The following is a 22652-nucleotide window of genomic DNA, read 5'->3' as shown; positions in this document are numbered from 1 at the left end:
ACAGGAGACGAACATGCCCATTCATATCAACCCCCATCGTCCCAGGCCCACACCAAGGCCGCCCCCCAAGGCGCCCTCGAAGACCGAGTCACGGCCTCCGAGCAAGAAGCCCGACCCCAACCGGGACAGGGACCGCTTCGAGCCTCCTCGGCATCAGCGGCCCACACATCGGACGTGACAGGCCCCTCGCGGGCCGTGCTTTCCGGGACATGAAGCACGGCCCGTGGCACCGCGCGAACACGGATGCGGCGCGCATTCCGCACGACAACCGGCCGGTGAAGCCGTATTCGGGGCGGCATGAAGCGTTTCCCCTCCGAGTTCGCCGACCTCCTCACTCCCAAGGGCCGCCGCATCCTGGAGGGCCGGGACACCTCAGTCTCTGGCGCGTTGCTGGACCCCGCGCGCCGCTTCGTCTCCCTCCAGGGCGTGGTGGACGCGACGCGTGCCGCCGCCTGTCGCAATGCGCTCGACGCGGCGCTCAACGACACCCTGGTGCGCATGGAGGACCCCATCCCCGTGGACTCCATCTCCGGGATGACGATGAACTACATGGAGCTGCTGCCCAAGACGGTCCGCGTGCGCACCGCGCTGCTGGAGAACCGGCGCTCCCGCTCCTGGCGCGCGGCGGAATCGGTGGGGCTCACCACCATGCTTCGCTCGGACACCTTCGCCGCCTTCGCCGCCTCCGTCAGTGGCCGCGTGCTGCGGCGCAACTGGGGCATCCAGGTGCTCTGCTACGGGCCCGGCGACTACTCCGGCCCTCACAATGACCACCACCCCGAGGAGGCCGAGGCCCGCGACGGCTACGTGGACATGCACGTGAGCCTCACCATGCCGGGCGTGGACCACCAGTACCTCGTCTACGAGAAGGAGGGGCACCTGTCCGAGATGACGCGGGTGAGCACCGTGGGCGGCATCACCGTGTACCGGCTGCCCTTCTGGCACTACACGACGCCGCTGCTCGCCAAGCGCGGCAAGGAGGACCAGTCCCGCCGGTGGGTGCTGCTGGGGACCTTCCTCGACGCCGCCCCCCAGGCCCGGCCGTCCTCCACCGTACCGCCGCCGGCGACAGGGGCCCGTCCGTCCGCTCGGGGGACGTGATTCTGACGTGGCGAGACGCCCGCCAGCGGTTAGCTTCGGGCCGACATGAGCCCCACCGACACCGACGCCCTGGCCGATGACCTGCTCGCGTACATCGATGCCTCGCCCACGCCGTACCACGCGGTGCGGGAGACGGCCCGCCGCCTGGAGCAAGCGGGCTACCTCGCCCTGGACGAGCGCGAGTCCTGGACGCTGAAGCCCGGTGAGCGCGTCTACGTCACCCGGGGCGACACCAGCATCGCCGCCTTCCACCTGGGCACCGCGCCGGTCGACCGGGCGGGCTTCCGACTGGTCGGCTCCCACACCGACTCGCCCAACCTGCGACTCAAGCCCAACGCCCAGGTCGCCAAGAACGGCTACCAGCAGCTCGGCGTCGAAATCTACGGCGGGGTGCTGCTGCACACCTGGACCGACCGAGACCTGTCGCTCGCCGGCCGCGTGGTGCTGCTCGAAGGCGGAAAGCCCCGGGGCCATCTGGTGGACTTCCGCAAGCCGCTGTTGCGCGTGCCCAACCTGGCCATCCACCTCAACCGAGGCGTGAACACCGAGGGCCTCAAGCTCAACCCGCAGGAGCAGATGGTGCCCGTGCTGGGCCTGGAGAGCGCGGGCGCGGTGGACCTGCGCGCCATGCTGGTGAAGGAGCTGTCGAAGGGCGGCGTGAAGGCGGAGGCGGCCGACATCCTGGGCTACGACTTGTGCCTCTACGACTTGCAGCCGTCCACGCGCTCGGGGGCGCACGAGGAGTTCCTCCATGCGCCGCGCCTGGACAACCTCGCGAGCTGCCATTCGAGCCTGACGGCGCTGCTCACCGGCCCGGCCTCGCGCGAGGCCACCAGCGGCGTCATCCTGTTCGACCACGAGGAGGTGGGCAGCCGCAGCGCGCAGGGCGCCGCGTCCCCCTTCCTGCGCACGCTCCTGGAGCGCCTCACACTGGGGCTCTCGGACGGAAAGCCCGACGCCTTCCACCGCGCCATGGCCCAGTCCTTCCTGGTCAGCGCGGACATGGCGCACGCGGTCCACCCCAACTACGCCTCGCTGCACGAGCCCAAGCACCAGCCGCAGATGGGCGCCGGGCCCGTCATCAAGTCGAACGTGAATCAGTCCTACGCCACCGATGGCGAGTCCTGGGCGTACTTCGCCGCGCTGTGTCGCGAGGCGGGGGTGACGCCGCAGCACTTCGTCACGCGCACGGACCTGGGGTGTGGCAGCACCATCGGCCCGATTACGGCGGGACAGCTCGGCATCCGCACCGTCGACGTGGGCAACCCCATGCTGTCCATGCACTCCATCCGGGAGATGGCGTGCGCGTCCGACGTGGCGGCGATGGTGGCCGTGCTCCGTCGCCTCTTCGCGTGACGCACGGCTGTCAAAAGCCGGCCGGGGAGGTGATAGACCTTTGTGCGTGACTTGGCCGCGCGCGGGAGGTCCCTGGTGGTGCGAGGCGCCCTGGAAGCGGGTTCTCCCCCGCCAGGGCGCACCGCTCGGCCTCTCTCTTCCCGGAGGCAAGGTCGAGCGCTCCCGGCGCTACCTCGCGCGAGTCTTCCGCTGGCTCTCCCAGCCGCGCACCGTGCTGCACGTGGGGCTCGCCGGCTCGCATCGCTGCATCGTCAGCCAGGACGACGAGGGCCGGCGCTACCTCCAGTTCGGCTGGGACAGCGCCTACCAGAGCGTGGTGGGGCAGGGCTTCCCGCTGCGGCTGGAGCTCGAATACACGCAAGGCATGATTGGCGGCGTGGCCTTCGTGTCCAACCCCCAGCGCATCCTGATGGTGGGCGTGGGGGGCGGCTCGCTGCCCATGTTCCTGCGCGCCGCGCTGCCCCAGACGCGCATCGACGCGGTGGACAGTGACGCGGAGGTGCTCGAGGTCGCCCGGCGCTACTTCGGCTTCCGCGAGGACGCGCTGCTGCACGCGCATGTGGCGGACGGGCGCCGCTTCATCGAGACGCCGGGGCCCGCCTACGACGTCATCCTCCTGGATGCCTATGGCCCCCGAGGCATGCCCAAGGCGCTGGCGACGTGGGAGTTCCTCCAGGCCGCCAAGGCCCGGCTCACGCCCGACGGCGCGGTGGTGAGCAACGTGCACCGTTCTCCCAATCCGCTGTACCCGGCGATGCTCCAGACGTGGCAGGCGAGCTTCGCGCAACTGCACGCCTTCGACTCGCAGACCACGGCCAACCGCGTCTTCGTGGGGCTGACGTCCACGCAAAAGGTCTCGCGAGGGGCGCTGAAGGCTCGTGCCGGTCGGCTGGCCCGCGCCGCGCGCTTCAACCTGCGCGCGCTGATGTCGCGTCGATTCGAGGACCGCGAGGTCCGCCGTGCCTCCTCGGAGGGCCGAGCGCTCGACTCGCTGGACCTCGTGCTGCACGACGAGGACTGACCGCTCCGACGCGTCAGGACAGCGCGCGCGTGAGGCGCTGCTCGCGCGCCTCGCTCAGCGTGCCCACGTCCAGCAGGGCCGCGACCTTCTCCTGCGCGGAGAGGGGCTCGGCGCCGCCGCCCAGCAGCTTGCGTCGCGCGGACTCCAGGGCCGCGGGCGAAGTGTGCTCGGCGAGCCCCGGCTGCGACTCCAGCAGCGCCAGGTGCAGCGCGTGCATCTTGGCGTCGCCGAGCACCCGCTCGATGGCGTCCGGCACCGGCTCCACCGCGTGCTCCTCGGTGATGGCCTGGGCCCGCTCCACCACCTCGGGAGGCTCCGTCTCCTCCGGCAGGAGGAACAGCCCCCGTCGCGCGGCCCACATCCCCAGCGAGGAGCGCGCCGTCAGCACCGTGAGGGGGACGGCGAGCAGCAGCCCCACCGCCACCGGCAGCAGCCACGCCACCAGCGCCGGGGACACCAGCGCGGCCACGGCCAGCATCCCCACGCCCACCGCCATGTGCACGGCGTGACGCCGCGCCGCTTCGGACCACGGCAGGTCCGCGTCCTCGCGCTGCTGGCTGGACCAGTTCACCCGGTACCCCAGGAGCGTGCCGAAGACGAAGTGTGACTGGAACAGCATCATCACCGGCGCCAGGAGCGAGGCCAGCACGCTCTCCACGAGCACGCTGAGCACCAGCTTCACGCGGCCCCCCATCCTCGCCGCCTCACCCCGCTTGAAGAGCGCGAGCATCAGCCCCAGGACCTTGGGCGCGAACAGCATGCCCATGGACACCGCGAACAGGCGCAGCGCGCCGGGCGCGTCGAACGCGAGCACGGGCGACTCCAGCGCGTGCGCGTCCAGGAAGAAGCGGTCATGCAGCGCGGCGACGAGCCCCGACACCAGGAACAGGAGCCACAGCGGTGAGGCGACATAGGACATGACGCCCATCAGGAAGTGGCCCCGGCTGAACGGATGCAGGCCTCCCGCCATGACGAGGCTCAGGTGCTGCAGGTTGCCCTGGCACCAGCGCCTGTCGCGCTGCGCGTACGCGAGCAGGTTTGGCGGCGGCTGCTCGTAGCTTCCGCCCAGCTCCGGCACCAGCCACACCGTGTAGCCCGCGCGCCGCATCAGCGCCGCCTCGACGAAGTCGTGGCTGAGGATGTGTCCGCCGAAGGGCTGCTTGCCCGGGAGCACCGGCAGCCCACAGTGGTTGATGAACGCCTCCGTGCGGATGATGGCGTTGTGGCCCCAGTAGTTGGACTCGCCCAGCTGCCACGCCGCCGCGCCCGCGGCCACGACGGGCCCGTACACCCGGCCCGCGAACTGCTGGAGGCGCGCGAAGAGCGTCGTGCGGCCCACGTTCAGCGGCGGTGCCTGGAGGATGCCCGCGCGCGGGTTGAGCTCCATCAGCCGCGCCATCTTCACCAGCGTGCGGCCGTCCATGAGGCTGTCGGCGTCCAGCACCACCGTGAAGTCGTAGCGGCGGCCCCACCGCTCGCAGAAGTCGCCGAGGTTGCCCGCCTTCTTGCCCGTGTTGTCGGTGCGCCGCCGGTAGAAGATGCGTCCCTGGCCGCCCACCCGGCGGCACAACTCCGACCACGCCAGCTCCTCCGCCACCCACGCCTCCGCGCGCGTGGAGTCGCTCAGCACGTAGAAGTCGAAGGCGTCCAGATGGCCGGTGGCGGCCACGGACTCGTACGTCGCCTGCACGTTGGCGAAGACGGAGGCCGGGTCCTCGTTGTGGATGGGCATCACCACCGACGTGCGCGACGCCAGGGGCTGGCCCTCCTCGTCCGGTGTCGGGTAGCGCAGCCCGGGAAGCCGGGGGCCCAGGGCCAGTTGGAGGAAGCCCGCGATGGCCGTCCAGAAGGACAGCGCAATCCAGCCGAAGCACAGCGCGAAGAGCCCCACCAGCACCACTTCGGGCACCGAGGTGCCGTGGGCGCTCAACAGGCGGTGCATCTCCAGCGTCCCCACGAGGGTGGTGATGGCCGCCAGGCCCAGGACTCCGACGCGCCGGAAAGCGGCGCTCTCGGGCGAAAACGAGTGGGCTTCCATCGCGAGGCTCCGGTGCACCCCCGCTCAGCGGGAGATGGAGACGTCCGGCGACACCCCGCGCCACCAGCGGCGCAGCAGCTCACCGAACGGCCACAGCACGAGCTGCTGCTCGGGCATCACCGCGCTGACCTGCGCGGGCGCCGGCACCGGCACCGCCGCGCGCGCCGCCTTCACGAAGTCCTCCGGCGCCGAAGCCCGGGTGAGCAGCCGCGCGCCACGGTTCGCGCCGTCGCACAGGACGAAGGCCGCGCGGCCTCGCGCCAGCAGGCCCGGGCCCGCGTGCTCCATCCCCAGGACGCTCGCGAACCACGTCTCCATGCGCGCGCGCGCCAGCGCCACCGCCGCGGGGGGCTGGGCACCCTGGGCGCCGTAGCCGTCCAGCACCCATGCCGCCAGCGCGGACAGGTCCGCCTCGGTGGTGAAGCCGAAGCCGCGGAAGAAGGTGTCGAGCGCCGCGCGAGAACGCGGGACGGCCCACACGGTGGACGGGACGGAGGGGCAGGCAGTCAGCGTCGTCACGGAATCCACAGGTAGCTCCAGGTCTCGGTGAGAGTCTCCGGGCCGCGCTTGAGGTACGCGCGCAGCTCGGTGGGGACGGCAGGGGAGGCGGGGTGCAGCTCGAAGGTGGCGCGCCAGCCACCCGAGGGCGTGTGGCGGTTGGCGATGGGGCGCAGGACCTTGCCCGAGCCGGCGCTGACGACGAGCTCCACGGGCGTGGTGCTCTCCTTCAGGTCCGGCACGGGGGAGAAGTCGATGACGAAGCGGCGCATGGGGCGCGCGTCCTTCAGCCTCGCGCCCTTCCAGGAGTCGCCCGCGTCCAGGCGCGTGCTGACGACGGTGGCGCCCGTCACGGGCCACGGCGAGCGCGAGCCCCAGTGCAGCTTGTACGCGACGCGCAGCGAATCGCCGGCCGCCAGCGGCTTCTGGGGTACCCAGAAGGCGACGATGTTGTCGTTCGTCTCGTCCGGCGTCGGCAGCTCCACCAGGCGCACCACGCCCGGGCCCCACTCGCCCACCGGCTCCACCCACGCGCTGGGCCGGCGCTCGTAGTGCGCCTCCAGGTCCTCGTAGTGGGCGAACGCCGTGTCGCGCTGCAGGACGCCGAAGGCGCGCGGGCTGTCCACCTGGAAGCTGGAGACGTTGATGCGCTCGGGGTTCTGCAGCGGCCGCCAGAGCTGCTCGCCCGTGCGCGTCCAGACGAAGAGGCCGTCCGAGTCGTGAACCTCCGGCCGGAAGTCGTCGTAGTCGCCCCGGTCGTTCTCCCCGAAGAGGTACATGCTCGTCAGCGGCGCCACGCCGAGCTGCTCCACCGCCTTGCGAGCGAAAATCGTGGCCTCCACCTCCATCACCGTGTTCACCCCGGGGATGACGGTGAAGCGATACGCGCCGGTGACGCTGGGGCTGTCCATCAGCGCGTGCACGACGACGCGGTCCGCGCCGGGAGCGGGCTTCTCCAGCCACAGCTCACGGAAGGCGGGGAACTCCTCGGGGCGCGACGTCGCCGTGTCGAGCGCGAGCCCGCGCGCGGACAGGCCATACAGGTTGCCCTGGCCCAGCGCCCGGAAGTAGCTGGCGCCCAGGAACACCACCAGCTCGTCGAAGAGGTCCGAGCGGTTCAGCGGATGCGACAGGCGCATGCCCGCGTAGCCATCCGCCTTCTTCAGCGGGCCGGGCTTCACCAGCGGGCCGTAGGTGAACAGCTCCGGCGAGAAGCGCAGCGGCGTCGACCTGCCGCCGGTCACCTCGTACATCGCCACCGGGAACTGGAAGAAGAAGCCGGGGTGGAAGAACTGCGCCTGGAAGGGCAGCCCCGCGTCACGCCACTGCGCCTTCTCCGGACGGAAGCGGATGTCCCGGTACGCGTCGTAGTCCAGCGTCTTGTAGGACTCCGGCAGCGTCGACACGGGCTCCACGTACGCCCGCGCCGCCTTCGCCCTCGCCCGCTCCACCACCGTCTCCGACGTGAAGCTCGATCCGCCCCGGGACTGCGACGTGGACGGGGCGGGGGCCGCCGCGCACGCGGTTCCGGCCGTGGCCACCAGCGCCACGCCCAGCCACCGCACGCACGCCGCGCGCGTCCCACCGTGCTTGTTCCTGTCCGCCGTCACGCCTGATGCCTCCGGGAAAACCGAGGGGGCGAGCGGCTCCTGGTGACTCCCGGACCTCGCTCGACTCCGCCGCCCGCATGGCCTCCACGGTGCGGCGCGTCAGCCCAGAGCAACCCCCGTACCAGCCCATGACGCGGTCGTTCATCCCTGGAATATCTTCAGGAATCGCGCACGCTTACTCGGAGGATTTAGTTTGAGGTCAATGAAGCTGCGGGCTTGCGGGGGCGTCGTGTGACGCAGCCTGGGCAGGGCCGTGGAATCGCTGGGGAATTGAAGGACAGCCGGCGCGTGAGTCTGTCCGATTCTTCCACAGGTGGACTGTGACCCGGATCAGGCGCGGGCCAATCGTTCCTGCACCAAGGACAGCAGCTCGCGGCCCGCGAAGGGCTTCTCGAGATGCGGGCTGGTGACGGTTTCAAGGAAGGCGCGGGCCTGGGGTGTCACCGCACCGCCGGTGAGGAAGACGACGCGGCGGGCCTGGTCCGGATAGCGCTTCATCAGCGTGGAGTAGAAGTCCATGCCGCTCATGCCCGGCATCATCAAGTCGCAGAAGACGACGTCGTAGTGCTCGCCGGCTTCGATTCGCTCCAGCGCGTCCTGCGCGCGCGTGGCGAGCGTGACGTCGTGGTGGGGGCGCAGCGTGCGGCCGAGCGCCGTGCAGACCAGGGGTTCGTCATCCACCACGAGCAGCCGTCCGCGCTTCTCCGCGGAGGAGGGCGCCTCCAGTGGCGGCGGTGGTGGCAGCGCGCGCGGGCGCTCGGACGGAGGCAGCAGCACCTGGAAGGTGGAGCCTCGGTTGGGGGCGCTGCGCACGCGAATCTCGCCGCCCAGCGCCGTCACCAGGTTGTGGCAGATGGACAGGCCCAGGCCGGTGCCCACGCCGGGAGCCTTGGTGGTGAAGAAGGGGTCGAACAGGCGCGGCAGGTGCTCCGCGGCGATGCCCACGCCCGTGTCCGACACCTCCACCAGCACGCGGCCTCCATCACCCATGCGCGCGGCGACGCGAATCTCGTGGCGGTCCGGCGAGCCCTCCGGAATGGCCTGCGCGGCGTTGACCAGGAGATTCAGGAACACCTGGCCCAGCCGCGACTCGTTGGCGCGCACGGGCGTGACGTCCTCGAAGAGCTTCACCAGCCGGGCGCGGTGGCGGATCTCCGTGGTCGCCAGGTTCAGCGTGGAGTCGAGCACCTGGCGCACGTCGACGACGGAGTCCTCGAGCGAATCCACCCGACTGAAGGTCTTCAGGTCGCGGACGATGGTTCGCACGCGCTCGGCGCCCTGCTGGGCCTCGGCGAGCGCGGATTGCGCGTCCGCCAGGGACTCGGTCACCGTGGCGTCCATGCCGGGCGCGCCGGGGCCGGGCAGGTTGGACAGCTCCTCGCGCGCGAAGGCGAGGTTGGCGGTGAGGTAGGCCAGCGGGTTGTTGATTTCATGCGCCACGCCCGCGGCGAGCGTACCCACGGAGGCCATGCGCTCGGCGAGCATCAGTCGCGCCTGCATCTGGTGGCGCTCCGTCAGGTCATGCGCCACGGAGACAATGGAGTCCTCGCCGTCGAAGTGCAGTGGGAAGGTGGTGGACTCCACGTGGAGGATGCCGCCGTCGCGCCGCACCATGCGCCTTTCTGAAAGGGCGTTGCGCCCGGTGCGCAGGGCCTCGTGCATGCGCGCGTCCGCCGAGGCCAGGTCCTCGGGGGGAATCATGTCGGAGATGTGCTTGCCGATGAGCTCGCGCACGTCCGAGTAGCCCAGTGCGCGGGCGACCTTCAGGTTGGCGTAGCGCACGCGCGCGTCACGGTCGAAGACGGCCACCAGGTCCGGCAGGCTCTGGATGAGCGTGCGGAAGCTCACCTCCGAGCGGCGCACCTCCTCCTCCGCCTGCTTCAGCGGGGTGATGTCCGGGAAGAAGGAGATGACGTGCGGCTCGCCCGCATAGGGCACCAGCCCCATGAACAACAGCGTGTGGCGCACTTCGCCGGTGCTGGTGTGGTACTGCGCGTCCACGCCCCGCACCGAGCCGTGCTGCCGCAGCCGCTCCATGACGTGGGCGCGGTCGAACGGGCGCTCCCACAGGCGCAGCTCCACCGTCGTCTTGCCCAGCATGTCCTCGCGCGAGTAGCCGAACGCCCGGAAGTAGGCGTCATTGGCCGCCACGACGCGGCCTTCGCCCAGCGTGGTGATGGAGGTGGGCACCGGGCTGACGGAGAGCATGGTGTCGCGCAGTTCGTCGCCGAACGGCACCCCGACGCGCGACTCGCGGCGGGCGGAGCGGCGCTCGGCCATGTCCAGCCGCAGCCGCAGCTCCTCCGCGTCCATGGGCCACGCCAGCACTTCATCCGCGCCGTCCTCCAGCGCGGGCTCCAGCAGGTGGAGCGCGCCGCGTCGCCCCACCAACATCACCACCGCCGCGGCGCCACCCGGCAGGCTGCGCAGGGCCCGCACGAGGGGCATTCGCGAGCCCGGCTCGCGCGCATCCAGCACCACCAGGGGACAGGGCTCGGCGCGCCAGGCCGCCGGTACTTCCACGTCACGAGCGACGTGGACCACCGTGTTCCCCCTGGCTTCCAGCAGGGTTTCCAGTGGCGACAGGTCCGCCCCTCCCTGAGCGACTATCAGGACCCGCATGGGACTCCTTGCATGCAAACGACCATCGTTGCACGAGCCCTCGTGTTGTAAAAGTGTGCTGAGGCGCTAGTTTTCCAGGGCAACGAAAGCCGCGCGGACAGCGGGCTGTTAGAGTGGTTCCGGGCCGGTGCGGACCGGCGGATTCGGAGGGGGGAACGCCATGGAGCGGCGGGGCTCGAAGGACGCGGCGGTGGGGGCTCGGAAGGCGCCCTACGTGCCAGTGCAGGTGCCACGGCGCAACTTCGAGGGGCTGTTCGTCCATGCGCTGAAGCCCTCCGGCGCGTTCGCCCAGTCTCTGCGAGACATCGGCTACGACACGGACACGGACGCATCGCAGGAGTACTACCCCCTCACCGTGTGGCGCGCGGCGCTGGGTGTGGCGCGGCGCTTCGCGTGCGCGGGACAACCTCCTGAGGAGGCAAACCGGGCGCTGGGGCACCGCTACGTGGAGGGCTTCGCGCAGACGTTGGTGGGGCGCATCTTCGCCACCGCGGCGCCACTGTTGGGTACCGAGCGTTGTCTGACGCGGCTGCCCACGTACCTGAAGGCGGGGCGCGAGGACATGAAGATGGTCCTGGAGCCGGTGCAGGAGCGGGAGTGGCGCGTGCGGGTGGTGGACGGGGACCCGCTGCCGGACTTCGTGGCGGGCGTGGTGGAAGGCGTGCTGCGGCGCACCCGGGTGCGGCCGCGCGTGGACGTGCTGGACCGGCAGCCGGCCGGCTACGCGCTGCGCGTGCGCTGGGAGGATGCGTGAGGCGGCGCGTCAGTTGAGGTAGTTCTTGGGCGGCGGCGCCGAGTGCCTGGCGATGCGGGCGGCTTCTGGACGGATTTTCTGGAGCCAGCGGCCGATGACGTCCAGCAATCCATCGAAGGTGTCGCGCAGGGCCCAGGCCCGGTCGTCGGAGTCCGGCAAATCATCGCAGCGCGTGAGTCCGTCGCGCAGCGCGCGCTGGGCGCCGGGGAAGGCCTTGCACGAGTCGATGAGTCGCTCGGCGGTGCGGGCGTAGAGGCGGTAGCAGCCGTCCACGTCGCCCCGGTTGTACGCGGGGGCGCCCGCGTTGATGGCGTGGCCCAGCGTGGTGGCGATGGACTCCAGCGCATCCGTCGTCGCGCCTTCCAGCACGCTCAACGGATGTTGCGGCACCCTTCTCACGCGTCCGGCCCTGCGGCGAGGCGCTTCCAGCGCGGACAGGGGCGAGGCGGCCGAGCCCCGCAGGAGCGGCGCGATGTAGCGCGTGGGGATGACGAGGCCCAGGGAGCGGCCGTTGGCCAGCGCCGCGGTGGCCACGCCGACCACCGCGCCGCGCATGTCCAGCACCGGCCCGCCGGAGGACTCCTCCGGAAGCGTGCGCGTCAGCTCCAGCAAGGTGAGCCAGTCGCCGAGCACCTGGACCGCCCGCACTTGCTGGGAGCGAACCTCCGGTGCGGGGCCGGCGCCGGCTCGCAGGACGTAGACGGTGTCGCCCTCGGCGGGCAGGGGTGCGAGCGCCAGACCGAGCGGAGGCGCCAGGTCCGTCACCGGTAAACGGAGGATGGCCAAATCACGGCGGTCATCCATCGCCGCCACCTGGTCCACCTCCGCGCGCGTCCCATCCGCCATCACCGCGTGGATGAGGCGTGCTCCCGCCACGGCATGCAGGCTGGTGACGAGGTGTCCCTGGCCGGTGGCGACGAAGGCGGAGGCCGTGTGGCCATCGACTTCCAGCAACACCAGGGAGGGCGAGGCTTGGACCAGCGCGTCACGGGGGGGAGAACTGTTGCTTCCCTCGGCCATGGAGAGCCTCCTGCATCGCGGGGCATCTGGGCACCTGGGCCGGGCGCCGCCCCCGCGCGCTCATTGTACCCCAGTTGTAGCAAGCCGCTCGCCCTTCACCCAACCAGGGGGGGCATTCGTTGACGCGTTGGTTCACTTGTCTGTGGCGTTGAAGTGTCAGGTCGTTAAACCTCCGACCCGAAATGCACAAGACCCACCTCGTAGGCGCCCGAACGCACAACCTGAAGGACCTCTCCGTGGACCTCGCGGAAGGGGAGCTGGTCTGCATCACCGGAGTCTCGGGGGCGGGCAAGTCGAGTCTGGCGCTCGACACGCTGTATGCCGAGGGTCAGCGGCGCTTCGTGGAGAGCTTCAGCCCGTATGCCCGGCAGTTCCTGGAGCGGCTGGAGCGGCCGCCCATGGAGGCGCTGGAGCCGGTGGCCGCGGGTGTGGCGGTGGACCGGCGCGCGCCGGTGAAGAGCTCGCGCTCGACGGTGGCGACACTGGCGGACGTGGAGCCGTACCTGTCCGCGCTCTTCACGCGCGAGGCGATGCCGGTGTGCCCGGACTGCGGCGTGGAGGCGGTGCGCACGGATGCGCGTGTCGCGGCGTCGGCCCTGCTGCGCGAGTCGCCGGAGGCCCAGGCCCTCATCGCCTTCCCGCTGCGCATCGCGGACACGGCCTCGTTCCTGGACGTGCGCGCCCGGTTGTTGAAGGACGGCTACCACCGGCTGGTGGTGCAGGGCGAGGTGCGGGAGCTGGAGTCGCTCAAGCCCTCGGAGGCGACGGACTCCGCGGGCGTGGCGCGGGTGCTGGTGGACCGGGTGAAGCTGTCTGCCTCGCAGCTGTCGCGCGTGACGCAGGCGATGGAGGACGCGTGGGCTCGCTCGGAGGGCGAGGCGGTGGTGCTGGGGGTCGGCGCCGAGCCGAAGCGGGTGCGCAGGGGGCTGGTGTGTCCGAAGTGCGCGCGTGAGTTCGAGGCCGCGCGGCCGGGCCTGTTCAGCTACCAGTCGCCGGTGGGCGCGTGCGCGCCGTGTCGAGGCTTCGGGCGCACCATCGGCATCGACTGGGACAAGGTGATTCCCAACCCGGCGCTGAGTCTTTCAGAGGGGGCCATCCGTCCGTGGTCCGGCGCGTCGACGGAGTGGGAGCGGGGCATGCTCCAGCGCTGGTGCCGCGCGAAGGGGATTCCCATGGACGCGCCCTGGGCGTCGCTGACGCCGGCGCAGCGGGAGTCGGTGCTGGAGGGTGCGGGTGACTACGACGAAGGGCGCGCCTATCCGGGCGTGCGCGCGTGGTTCCGGTGGATGGAGGGGCGCACGTACAAGATGCACGTGCGCGTGCTGCTGGCGCGCTACCGCGCGTATTCGCTGTGCCAGAGCTGTGGCGGCGCGCGGCTCAATGAGCAGGCGCGCGCGTACCGCGTGGGCGGGTTGGACCTGCCGGGCTGGCACGGGCTGGAGCTGACGGAGGCGCTGGCTCGGCTGGAGGCGCTGGGCACGACGACGGGGCAGGGCGAACTGGCGCGGCGTGAGCTGTCCGGGCGCCTGAGCTACCTGCGGCGCGTGGGGTTGGGCTACCTGACGTTGGACCGCCAGGCGCGCACGCTGTCCGGAGGCGAGGCGCAGCGCGTGTCGCTGACGGCGGCGCTGGGGACGTCACTCACCGGCTCGCTGTTCGTCCTGGACGAGCCCACCGTGGGCCTGCATCCCGGGGATGTGCCACCGTTGACGGAGGCCATCGCGGAGCTGGCGGAGCGGGGCAACATCGCGCTCGTGATTGAGCATGACCCGCTGGTCATCCGCTCCGCGCATCGCGTGCTGGAGCTGGGCCCCGGCGCGGGTCGTGAAGGTGGACGGCTGTGCTTCGATGGTCCGCCGGAGGCGCTGGCGAAGCGCAAGGACCTGCCCACCGGTCGGCTCCTCGCGGGGAGCGATGAGGCGCGGAGGACGCCTCGCGTGAAGACGGGCTCCATCGAGGTGCGGGGCGCGCGGGAGCACAACCTGAAGGCGCTGTCGGTGAGCGTGCCGCTGGGCGTGCTGTGCGCGGTGACGGGGCCGAGCGGCTCCGGCAAGAGCACGCTGGTGGACGAGGTGCTCTACCGGCACCTGGCCCGGCGGCTGGGCGTGAAGGACGTGGAGGCCCCGGGCGTGGTGGACGCGCTGGAGGGGGCCGAGGCGGTGAAGGCCATCACCTTCGTGGACCAGTCTCCGTTGGGGCGCACGTCGCGTGGCAATGCCGCCACGTACACCAAGGCGTGGGACAGGCTGCGCGAGCGCTTCGCGGCGGAGCCCGACGCGCAGGTGCGCGGACTGACGCCGGCCCACTTCTCCTTCAACGTGGACAAGGGGCGCTGCGAGGCGTGCTCGGGCGAGGGCTACGAGACGGTGGAGATGCAGTTCCTCGCGGACGTCGCCCTGCTGTGCGCGGTGTGCCGGGGCCGGCGCTTCAAGGAGGAGGTGCTCGCCGTCCGCCACCAGGGCTTCAGCGTGGCGCAGGTGCTGGAGATGACGGTGTCCGAGGTGCTCCAGCACTTCGGGAGCGACGCGGCCCTCCAGCGCACGCTGGGGCCGGTGGCGCGGCTGGGCCTGGGCTACCTGCCCCTGGGGCAGCCCCTGTCCACGCTGTCGGGCGGAGAGGCGCAGCGGCTGAAGCTGGCGCGTGCGCTGGCCACCGAGTCGAAGGGCTCGCTGTTCCTCATCGACGAGCCGAGCGCGGGCCTGCACGCGGAGGACGTGCGTCACGTCATCGACGCGCTTCATGCGCTGGTGGACCGTGGCGCCAGCGTCATCGTCGTGGACCACGACGTGTCGGTGATGAAGGCGTCGGACTGGGTCATCGACCTGGGGCCGGTGGGCGGCAAGGACGGCGGTCGGCTGGTGGCTGAAGGCACGCCCGCGGACGTGGCGCGTGGCGAGGGCGCGACAGCGGAGGCACTGCGAGGTGAGCGCAAGCCGTTGGGCCGTTCGGTGAAGCCGCGCAAGCCGGGCAAGGACGTCGCTCCGGCCATCGAGGTGGAGCACGCGCGCGAGCACAACCTGCAGGACGTGTCGTGCAAGATTCCGCTCGGGAAGATGACCGTCGTCACCGGGCCGAGCGGCTCGGGCAAGAGCTCGCTGGCCTTCGACGTGGTGTTCGCGGAGGGACAGCGGCGCTTCCTGGAGACGCTCAGTCCCTACGCGCGGCAGTTCCTGCCCACCATGCCACGGCCGGACGTGGAGCGCGTCAGCTCCATTCCGCCCACCGTGGCGCTGGAGCAACGCACCTCTCGCGCGGGTGGCACGAGCACCGTGGCCACCGTCACCGAGGTGGCCCACTACCTGCGTCTGCTGTTCGCCAAGCTGGGGGAGCCGCACTGCCCTCGCGACGACACGGCCATCACCTCCATCTCTCCGGAGCTCCTGTTCGCGCAGCTCTCCGCGATGAAGGGCGAGGCGACGGTGCTGGCGCCCGCGGTGCGCTCGCGCAAGGGCACGTACCTGGATGTCTTCACGGCGGCGGCGCGCGGGGGCATCACCACCGCCATCGTCGACGGGCAGCTCGCCTCCACGGATGACCCGCCGCGACTGGCGAAGACGCGCGAGCACGACATCGACCTCGTCATGTACGAGGGCAAGGTCTCCAAGCTGCCGCGCGACGTGTTCGACAAGGCGCTGGGCTGGGGACAGGGCGCGCTGAAGCTGCGCACCTCGAAGGGTGAGACGCTGCTGTCCACCGAGCGCACCTGTCCCCAGTGCGGTACCGCCGTGCCGGAGCTGGACCCGCGCTGGTTCTCCTTCAACACGAAGCAGGGGCGCTGCGACTCGTGCGAGGGCACGGGCGTGCAGGGCGGACCCACGGCGCAGGCCGAGGGCGAGACGGCGCCGTGCCGCGCGTGCGGTGGCAGTCGGTTGGACCCCATCCCTCGCGGCGTGCGGCTGGAAGGGGCGCGCTACCACGAGGTGGTGAAGCAGTCCGTGGCCTCGGCGCTGGAGCGCGTGAAGGGCTGGAAGTTCAAGGGGGACCGCGCGCTCCTGGGCGAGCCGTCCCGACAGGAGCTTCTGCGGCGCATGGAGTTCCTGGAGCGTGTGGGCCTGGGCTACCTGTCCCTGGACCGCAACGCGGCCACGTTGTCGGGCGGAGAGATGCAGCGACTGCGCTTGTCCGCGCAGCTCGGCGCGGGCCTCACCGGGGCGATGTACGTGCTGGATGAGCCCACCATCGGCCTGCATCCGCGTGACACCCACCGCCTGCTCGACAACCTGCGCGCGCTGGTGAACACGGGCTCCACGGTGCTGGTGGTGGAGCACGACTCGGACACCATCCGCGCGGCGGACCATCTGCTCGACCTGGGACCCACCGGTGGCCGTGGCGGCGGACGCATCCTCGCGGAAGGCCCGCCGGACGTGGTGCTGCAGAGCGACTCTCCCACGGCCGTCGCGCTGCGCGAGGCGCAGGTGCGGCCTCCTTCAGGACGCGGAGAGCCGAAGCACTGGCTGGAGCTGAAGGGCGCGCGCGCCAACAACCTGAAGCGCGTGGACCTGCGGCTGCCCGTGGGCCGGCTCAACGTCGTCAGCGGCGTGTCCGGCTCCGGCAAGAGCACGCTGATTCGCCAGGTGCTCTACCCGGCGCTGCGCGAGGCGCTGGAGCTGGTCTCCTCGAAGCCGGGACCCTTCGATTCGCTGAAGGGCGTGGACCCGGTGAAGCGGGTGATGTCGGTGGACCAGTCGCCCATCGGCCGCACGCCGCGCTCGGTGCCGGCGACGTTCCTGGGCATCTGGGACGAGCTGCGCCGGGCCTTCGCCGCCACGCCCGAGGCGAAGATTCGGGGCTTCTCCGCCGCGCGCTTCTCCTTCAACACCGCCGCCGGTGGACGGTGCACCGCGTGCGAGGGGCAGGGCTCCATCTCCCATGAGATGTCCTTCCTCCCGGACGTGGTGACGCCGTGCGAGGCCTGCGGCGGCGCGCGCTTCGACGCGGCCACGCTGGAGATTCGCTACCACGGCCTGTCCATCGGCGACGTGCTGCGGCTGTCCGCCGACGAGGCGAAGGACGTCTTCCGCTCCATTCCCAAGGTGGCCGCGCCGCTGCAATGCCTGTCGGACCTGGGCGTGGGCTACCTCCAGCTCGGGCAGGGCTCCAACACCCTGTCCGGCGGCGAGGCGCAGCGGCTCAAGCTGGCGTCCGAGCTGACGGCCTCCTCACGGCACGAGCCCACGCTGTACGTGCTCGATGAGCCGACGACGGGCCTGCACCTGGGCGACGTGGAGAAGCTCATCACCTTCCTGGGGCGACTGGTGGACCGGGGCGACACGCTGGTGGTCATCGAGCACCACCCGTCCGTCATCGGCGCGGCGGACCACGTCGTGGAGCTGGGGCCGGAGGGGGGCGATGACGGCGGCCTCATCGTCGCGGAGGGCACACCCCGCGAGGTGGCGAAGCTGAAGACGGCCACCGGGCGGGTGCTCAAGTCCCTCTTTTCCGGCGAGGACCGTCACGCATCGCGTCGCGGTGCGGCGGGGAGCCGGTGAGGGTGGGATGTCGAAGACAGGACAGAAGGTCGTGAAACGGGGGCTGTGCTTCGGCATTCTTGGCGGCCCCATGAGAACCCTCCATGTACTGACCGTCGCCACGGCGCTCATCGTCACCCCGGCACTCGCCGGGGATTCGGCGACGAAGCCCACCACTCCCGCGAAGTCCCAGCCCCCGAGCGAGAAGAAGCCCATGTCCCTGCATGACCTGTCCGCGAACCGTCTCGATGGCAAGGCCGAGAAGCTCTCCGATTTCCAGGGCAAGGTCCTGGTCGTGGTGAACACCGCGTCGGAGTGTGGCTACACGCCGCAGTACGCGGGCCTGGAGAAGCTCTTCCAGGACTACAAGGACAAGGGTGTCGTCGTGCTGGGCTTCCCGTCCAATGACTTCGGCGGGCAGGAGCCGGGCAGCTCGGAGGACATCAAGAAGTTCTGCGAGCTGCGCTTCAAGGTCACCTTCCCCATGTTCGAGAAGGTGAAGACGAAGGGCGACGGCCAGTCCCCGGTCTACGCCTTCCTCGCGAAGAACCACGACGCGCCGAAGTGGAACTTCCACAAGTACGTCGTGGGCAAGGACGGCCAGGTGAAGGCGGGCTTCCCCAGCAAGGTGACGCCGGAGAGCGACGAGCTGCGCAAGGCCGTCGACGCCGCGCTCGCCCAGCCGTAGCGGACGGCTGAGCTCTCGCCGGCCCGGAGCGAGCATCCGCCCGGGCCGGTGGCGGGTCGTCCGTCGGGAGCCCGAGGGCTCGCGAGGACTGACGCTCCGTCCTCCGTCCTCCCTGCATGCGGCCCGTGAGGCCACCGTGGCATGTGGGCCATGAGGGGCTCACCGTGGTGGTGGACGTGGCCCTTGAGGAGGGAGCCGCATGGCCATCGCGTCGATACCCGGACTGGGAACGAAGGAGGAGGCGTGGCCGGCGCTTCCATTCGCGGAGTGGAAGGACACCTATGCCACGCTGCACCGGTACACCCAGGTGCTCGGCAAGGTGCGGCTGACGCTGACGCCACCGGAGAACCACTGGTGGAATGTGTCGTTCCGCGTGACGGCGCGGGGTCTGACGACAGGGCTCATCCCCTATGGGAATGGCGGCTTCGAGGTGGACTTCGACTTCCTCGCCAGCGAGCTGCGCTTCCTGACGAGTCAGGGGGACGTGCGCGTCATGGAGCTGACGTCCCGACCGGTGGCGGAGTTCTACCGGGATGTCATGGCCACGCTGCGCTCGCTGGGCATCGAGACCCGCATCTGGGAGCAGCCGGTGGAGATACCGGACGACACCACGCCGTTCAGTCAGGACCGGCACCACGAAACCTATGTGGCCGAGCACGCGCAGCACTGGTGGCGGGCGCTGCTCCAGGCGGACCTCATCCTGAAGGAGTTCCGGGCCCGCTTCACCGGCAAGTGCAGCCCGGTGCAGTTCTTCTGGGGGAGCTTCGACCTGGCGGTGACGCGCTTCGGTGGCCGGCCCGCGCCGGTGCGTGAAGGCGCGGACGCGGTGACGGCCGAGGCCTACTGCGAGGAGGTCTGCAGCGCGGGCTTCTGGCCCGGCAGCGAGGCCCTGGGCGGCGCGGCGTTCTATTGCTACGCGGCACCGGAGCCGACGGGCTTCGCCGCCGCGCGCGTGGAGCCTGCGGAGGCGGGATACGACGCGGGCCTCAAGGAGTTCCTGCTGCCCTACGAGTCGGTGCGCCACGCGAAGGACCCCAAGGCGTTCCTGCTCGACTTCTTCCAGACGAGCTACGACGCCTGCGCGAACCTGGGGAAGTGGGACCGGGCCCGGCTGGAGCGGCCGCTCATCATTCCCGACAGCTTGAAGGCGGCTCGCGGAACCGTCAGTGCCACGGAGGCCGAGCAGCCCACCGCCGACAGTCACTCGTGAGGGCGTGGCTCCGTGGCCGTTGCGTGATGCACCCGTGAGCGCCAGGGCGGAGATGCGCCGTGGCGTTCAGTACGGTGGCAGCAAGCGGCGGAAGCCGTGTGCGAGCACGATGGCGAGGACTCCCAGGTTGCGCGGGAGCAGTCCGGGCCAGAAGAGGGCGAGCGGGCCCGTCCTCTCGGCAGGGGGTTCGCCTGAGGGGAACTGCCGCGCCAGGCGTTCAGCGAGCGTCCGCATCCACTGCGTTGAGCGAGGCCACTCGGCGACGCCGTCCAGCCATGCCTGGGGAATGGCGCCCGCGCCGACGGTGGCTCCGAGCATGCCTCCCACGATGGCGCCCACCGTGTCCGTGTCTCCGCCGAGCAGGATGACTTCCTCCACCGCGCGGGGGAGGTCGTCCGGGTGGCGCAGCCACGCATAGAGGGCCACGGGCACGGTGTGCATGACGTAGCCCGTGACTCCACGTCCCAACCCGAGGACCTCGGCGAGCTCCGTCAGGGAGGCACCGCGCGCCAGTTGGGCGCTCAGCGTGTCGAGCACCGCGTGAAAGTCAGCGGTGGTGGTGGCTTCGCGCAGCATGCGCAGCGCGGCCTCCGAGTCCTTCACGCCCTCGGGCCCATGGAGGGCGCCGTACGCGGCGGCTCGTGCGACGAGGCGCGCTCCGTCCTCGGCCCGGGGATCTCGATGGGTCAGCCGTGTGGAGGCCCGCACGAAGGCATCGAGCCGCTCTGGCTGCGCGGCGAGACAGGCTCCCAACAGGGGTGCTCGCATCGCCGGGCCGTTGCCCGCGGAGACGACGCCGCTGTGCTCGGGCGGGAAGCCGCACCACAACTTCACGATGGCGCGCACGGTCGCCCAGCCGATGCCCGCGGGCAGGGCCAGGAACCACCCCCGCAGTCGCCACCCGAGGTTGCGAGCGAAGCGCGGCGCGTCCTCGGGTTGCGCGAGCAGGGCCTGTCCCGTCATGCACGCGTGCTCCGTGTCATCGCTGGCGAAGCCCCGGCCCAGCACCAGCCGGTGTCGCAGCGGCGCGCCTCCGAACATGCGGTGCGCCCGTCGAGGGCCGAGCCCTTCCCGGGGCAGACCGAGGGCGTCTCCCACGAGGGTTCCGAGCAGTGCACCGGTGATGAGGTCCTGACGTGAGCGCGAGTCCATGTCCGGGACGAATGCAATCACGGAGCCCGCCCCGCGCCGAGAGTGTTCACAGTCTCGGCTTGAAGGGCGCCTGACAGATTGGCAAAGCTCGTCGGGAGGTGGCGTCAGGATGTCGGGGCCGCGCGTGAGTCGCTGCCGCCGCGCGACGCTCAGTCCATGCGCCGTCGCCATGTGGCGAGGCGCGTCGAGAAGTGGTGTCAGGAGGGCGGGGCCGCACGCGGGTCGATGCCGCGCCGTGCTCAGCCCATCCGTCGACGCCACGCACGCGTGAGCAGGAGTGCGACGGCGACCACACCCACCACGCCCAGCAGAGTCAACCCGAGCAGCCACAGGAAGATGCGGTCCACCAGCATGGCGGCGCGCTGGAAGGCGTGGTCCACCAATCCGTAGCCGATCTGCTCGCCCTGCTGGAGTGTCTCCACGCGTTCGGTGTGGAGCGCCGAGAGGATGGCCTGCCGCTCGCCTCGCACGTCCCCCATGAGTGCCTGTCGCTCCGACTCGATGAACCGCTGGAGGGCCTCCCTGCCCGCGTCGAGCGCGCTCAGCACCGCGGTCCTCTCTCGGGCCACCATCGCGGGAGTCCCCGCCGCCAGCGCGCCCAACTGGTCCAGCGTGTCCACCACGCGGTCCAGGTCCCGCATCGCCTCCTTCGCGGGCAGCGTCCTCAGGACCTCCTGCGCCATCGACTCCACCTGCCAGCGGGCCTGTCGGGGGAGGGAAGCGGCGTAGAGGTCCACGCGCGCGGTGATGTCGCGCACGTCTTCGACGAGTGCCCCCGCCGTCCCCCTCGCCCCCATCCCGGACAGAGACGTCACGTCCGCCAGCAACCCCACGGTGGACACCCGCGCGACGAGCGAGCCCACCAGCGGGTTCTTCGCGGCCCACTCATGGACGAGGCGGTGCGCGGGCGACACGTCCGCATGGCCGGACACGTCCTTCCACAGCGCCTCCACTTCGGCCTCCTGCTCGCGCAACATGCGCTCGGCCTTGGCTGTCACCTCGGGTGATGCACCCGCGGAGACGGCCCACTGCGGAAGCGCGAGCTCGAGCTGCGCGAGCAGGGCCCACGCATCCACCAGGGCCGCCACGGGGTCGGGCTGGAGCAACGCGGCCTGCATCGCCGGCACGGAGTTGATCTTGAAAGTGGTCATCGCCTCGCGCACGGAGGCCGAGCCCGAGCGCGCGGCGATTTCATCCGAAGAGACCTCCAGCAACCCGGAGAAGCGGCGCGCCATGTCCCGCACCCGCGTGCGCAACGCCCCGACGGACAGGTCCGAGCGGCCCACGCGGCGCACCAACTCCGAGCGCGGCGCCGAGACGGTGCAACCGCCAAGGCAGGCGAGCAGCAAGACGCAGCCAGCGAGTCGGCGGACGCGAGACATGGAGCGCAGGCAACCTGGGCATGTCCGCCCGCGCCGACGAGTGTTCCCGAGGACACGCCCGTGTCCGACGCCTGACGCTCCCATACCTCAATGGCGTCGGACACGGGCCCGCACGTCACTTCTTCCCGGGCTTGGGCGGGAAGCGCTCCAGGATTTCCTTCACGGACTTGTCGATGTTCGACTGCCGCTTCTCCGCCTTGGCGTTGTCGTCAATCTCCGCCTGCGCCTGCCCGCGCCAGACGAGCTTCTTGGACTCGGCGTCCACGATGTCCAGCAGGAGGGTGCCCTGCTCGTACTCGCGCACATACGTCTCGGGCGCGGACATGGCGACGGTCCCACCGCCGTAGAACGGGTCCCACATCGAGTTGTACGGATAGCCGTAGTAGGAGTTGACGGTGTCCGCTTCAATCTTGTTGTCGATGGCCCCATGCCAGCCGATGAGGAAGTTGGGGTTCGCCCCCGCATCCACCTTCTGGTAGCCGTGCGACTGCAGATACGCGTCGGCCGCGTGCTGCACCTGGCCACCGACGATGGGATTGTAGACGCGCTTGTCGGTCCCCTCTGGCTGCGGGAGCCACGCGTAGGTCTTGTATCCGTCGATCTGCTGGACGGCGCTGGGGTCGTAGTTGCTGCTCACGTCGATGCTCGCGCAGGCCGTGAAGGCCAGGCCCAGCAGCAGGGGTGCGAGTCGGGGTAGTAGACGCATGGAAGCCTCCTCGGTGGCGGCGCGAC

The 22652-nt window shown here is 70.8% G+C and carries 15 protein-coding genes; 7 read left to right on the top strand and 8 right to left on the bottom strand.

Features of this window, described 5'->3' with window-relative positions; all coding sequences use genetic code 11:
- Positions 1-297: 297 nt before the first annotated feature.
- From HUA74_RS29790 to HUA74_RS46005, 3 genes are read left to right on the top strand one after another with little or no spacing between them, the layout of a single operon-like run.
- On the top strand, positions 298-1101 hold the full coding sequence (locus tag HUA74_RS29790) for a hypothetical protein (protein ID WP_174457248.1): 804 nt from the start codon (positions 298-300) through the stop codon (positions 1099-1101).
- 45 nt (positions 1102-1146) lie between these two features.
- Complete coding sequence (locus HUA74_RS29785; RefSeq protein ID WP_174457247.1) at positions 1147-2457, top strand: M18 family aminopeptidase; 1311 nt, start codon at positions 1147-1149, stop codon at positions 2455-2457.
- A gap of 46 nt (positions 2458-2503) precedes the next feature.
- A complete protein-coding gene (locus HUA74_RS46005) occupies positions 2504-3478 on the top strand; it encodes a fused MFS/spermidine synthase (protein WP_174457246.1) in 975 nt (324 codons plus the stop codon).
- A gap of 13 nt (positions 3479-3491) precedes the next feature.
- Here HUA74_RS46005 and mdoH read toward each other — a convergent pair whose 3' ends face one another.
- From mdoH to HUA74_RS29760, 4 genes are all read right to left on the bottom strand, one after another.
- Positions 3492-5516: a glucans biosynthesis glucosyltransferase MdoH gene (mdoH, locus tag HUA74_RS29775; RefSeq protein ID WP_174457245.1), complete on the bottom strand. Its 2025-nt coding sequence runs from the start codon at positions 5514-5516 to the stop codon at positions 3492-3494.
- 24 nt (positions 5517-5540) lie between these two features.
- A complete protein-coding gene (locus HUA74_RS29770) occupies positions 5541-6035 on the bottom strand; it encodes a hypothetical protein (RefSeq protein WP_246137158.1) in 495 nt (164 codons plus the stop codon).
- On the bottom strand, positions 6032-7624 hold the full coding sequence (locus HUA74_RS29765) for a glucan biosynthesis protein (RefSeq protein WP_371817322.1): 1593 nt from the start codon (positions 7622-7624) through the stop codon (positions 6032-6034). Before HUA74_RS29765 ends, HUA74_RS29770 begins: the two co-directional genes overlap by 4 nt.
- A 330-nt stretch (positions 7625-7954) precedes the next feature.
- The gene (locus tag HUA74_RS29760; RefSeq protein ID WP_174457244.1) at positions 7955-10246 is read right to left on the bottom strand and encodes a PAS domain S-box protein; all 2292 of its coding nucleotides are present in this window, start codon (positions 10244-10246) and stop codon (positions 7955-7957) included.
- Positions 10247-10406: 160 nt separating this feature from the next.
- On the opposite strand from HUA74_RS29760, the gene HUA74_RS29755 reads away from it, so the two are divergent.
- Entirely contained in the window at positions 10407-11000 is a 594-nt protein-coding gene (locus HUA74_RS29755; protein ID WP_174457243.1) for a DUF2378 family protein, read from the top strand.
- 9 nt (positions 11001-11009) lie between these two features.
- Here HUA74_RS29755 and HUA74_RS29750 read toward each other — a convergent pair whose 3' ends face one another.
- Positions 11010-12020 (bottom strand): serine protease, encoded by a 1011-nt coding sequence (locus HUA74_RS29750; RefSeq protein ID WP_174457242.1) that lies wholly within the window; start codon positions 12018-12020, stop codon positions 11010-11012.
- A gap of 182 nt (positions 12021-12202) precedes the next feature.
- Between HUA74_RS29750 and uvrA the strand changes: the two genes are divergently transcribed.
- The 3 genes from uvrA (at position 12203) to HUA74_RS29735 (ending at position 19386) form a co-directional block, all read left to right on the top strand.
- Entirely contained in the window at positions 12203-17509 is a 5307-nt protein-coding gene (uvrA, locus tag HUA74_RS29745; RefSeq protein ID WP_174457241.1) for an excinuclease ABC subunit UvrA, read from the top strand.
- Between the two features lie 70 nt (positions 17510-17579).
- The gene (locus HUA74_RS29740) at positions 17580-18176 is read left to right on the top strand and encodes a glutathione peroxidase (protein WP_174457240.1); all 597 of its coding nucleotides are present in this window, start codon (positions 17580-17582) and stop codon (positions 18174-18176) included.
- 199 nt (positions 18177-18375) lie between these two features.
- A complete protein-coding gene (locus HUA74_RS29735; RefSeq protein WP_174457239.1) occupies positions 18376-19386 on the top strand; it encodes a DUF5996 family protein in 1011 nt (336 codons plus the stop codon).
- Between the two features lie 66 nt (positions 19387-19452).
- Here the strand turns inward: HUA74_RS29735 and HUA74_RS29730 are convergent, their stop codons facing one another.
- From HUA74_RS29730 to HUA74_RS29720, 3 genes are all read right to left on the bottom strand, one after another.
- On the bottom strand, positions 19453-20559 hold the full coding sequence (locus HUA74_RS29730) for an ADP-ribosylglycohydrolase family protein (RefSeq protein ID WP_371817321.1): 1107 nt from the start codon (positions 20557-20559) through the stop codon (positions 19453-19455).
- Between the two features lie 218 nt (positions 20560-20777).
- On the bottom strand, positions 20778-21920 hold the full coding sequence (locus tag HUA74_RS29725; RefSeq protein WP_174457238.1) for a chemotaxis protein: 1143 nt from the start codon (positions 21918-21920) through the stop codon (positions 20778-20780).
- Between the two features lie 115 nt (positions 21921-22035).
- A complete protein-coding gene (locus HUA74_RS29720) occupies positions 22036-22626 on the bottom strand; it encodes a DUF4136 domain-containing protein (protein ID WP_141642572.1) in 591 nt (196 codons plus the stop codon).
- Positions 22627-22652: the final 26 nt, after the last annotated feature.

The organism is Myxococcus sp. CA051A, assembly GCF_013336705.1.
Lineage (GTDB): Bacteria > Myxococcota > Myxococcia > Myxococcales > Myxococcaceae > Myxococcus > Myxococcus llanfairpwllgwyngyllgogerychwyrndrobwllllantysiliogogogochensis.
This window is presented reverse-complemented; position numbering and strand designations above follow the sequence as displayed.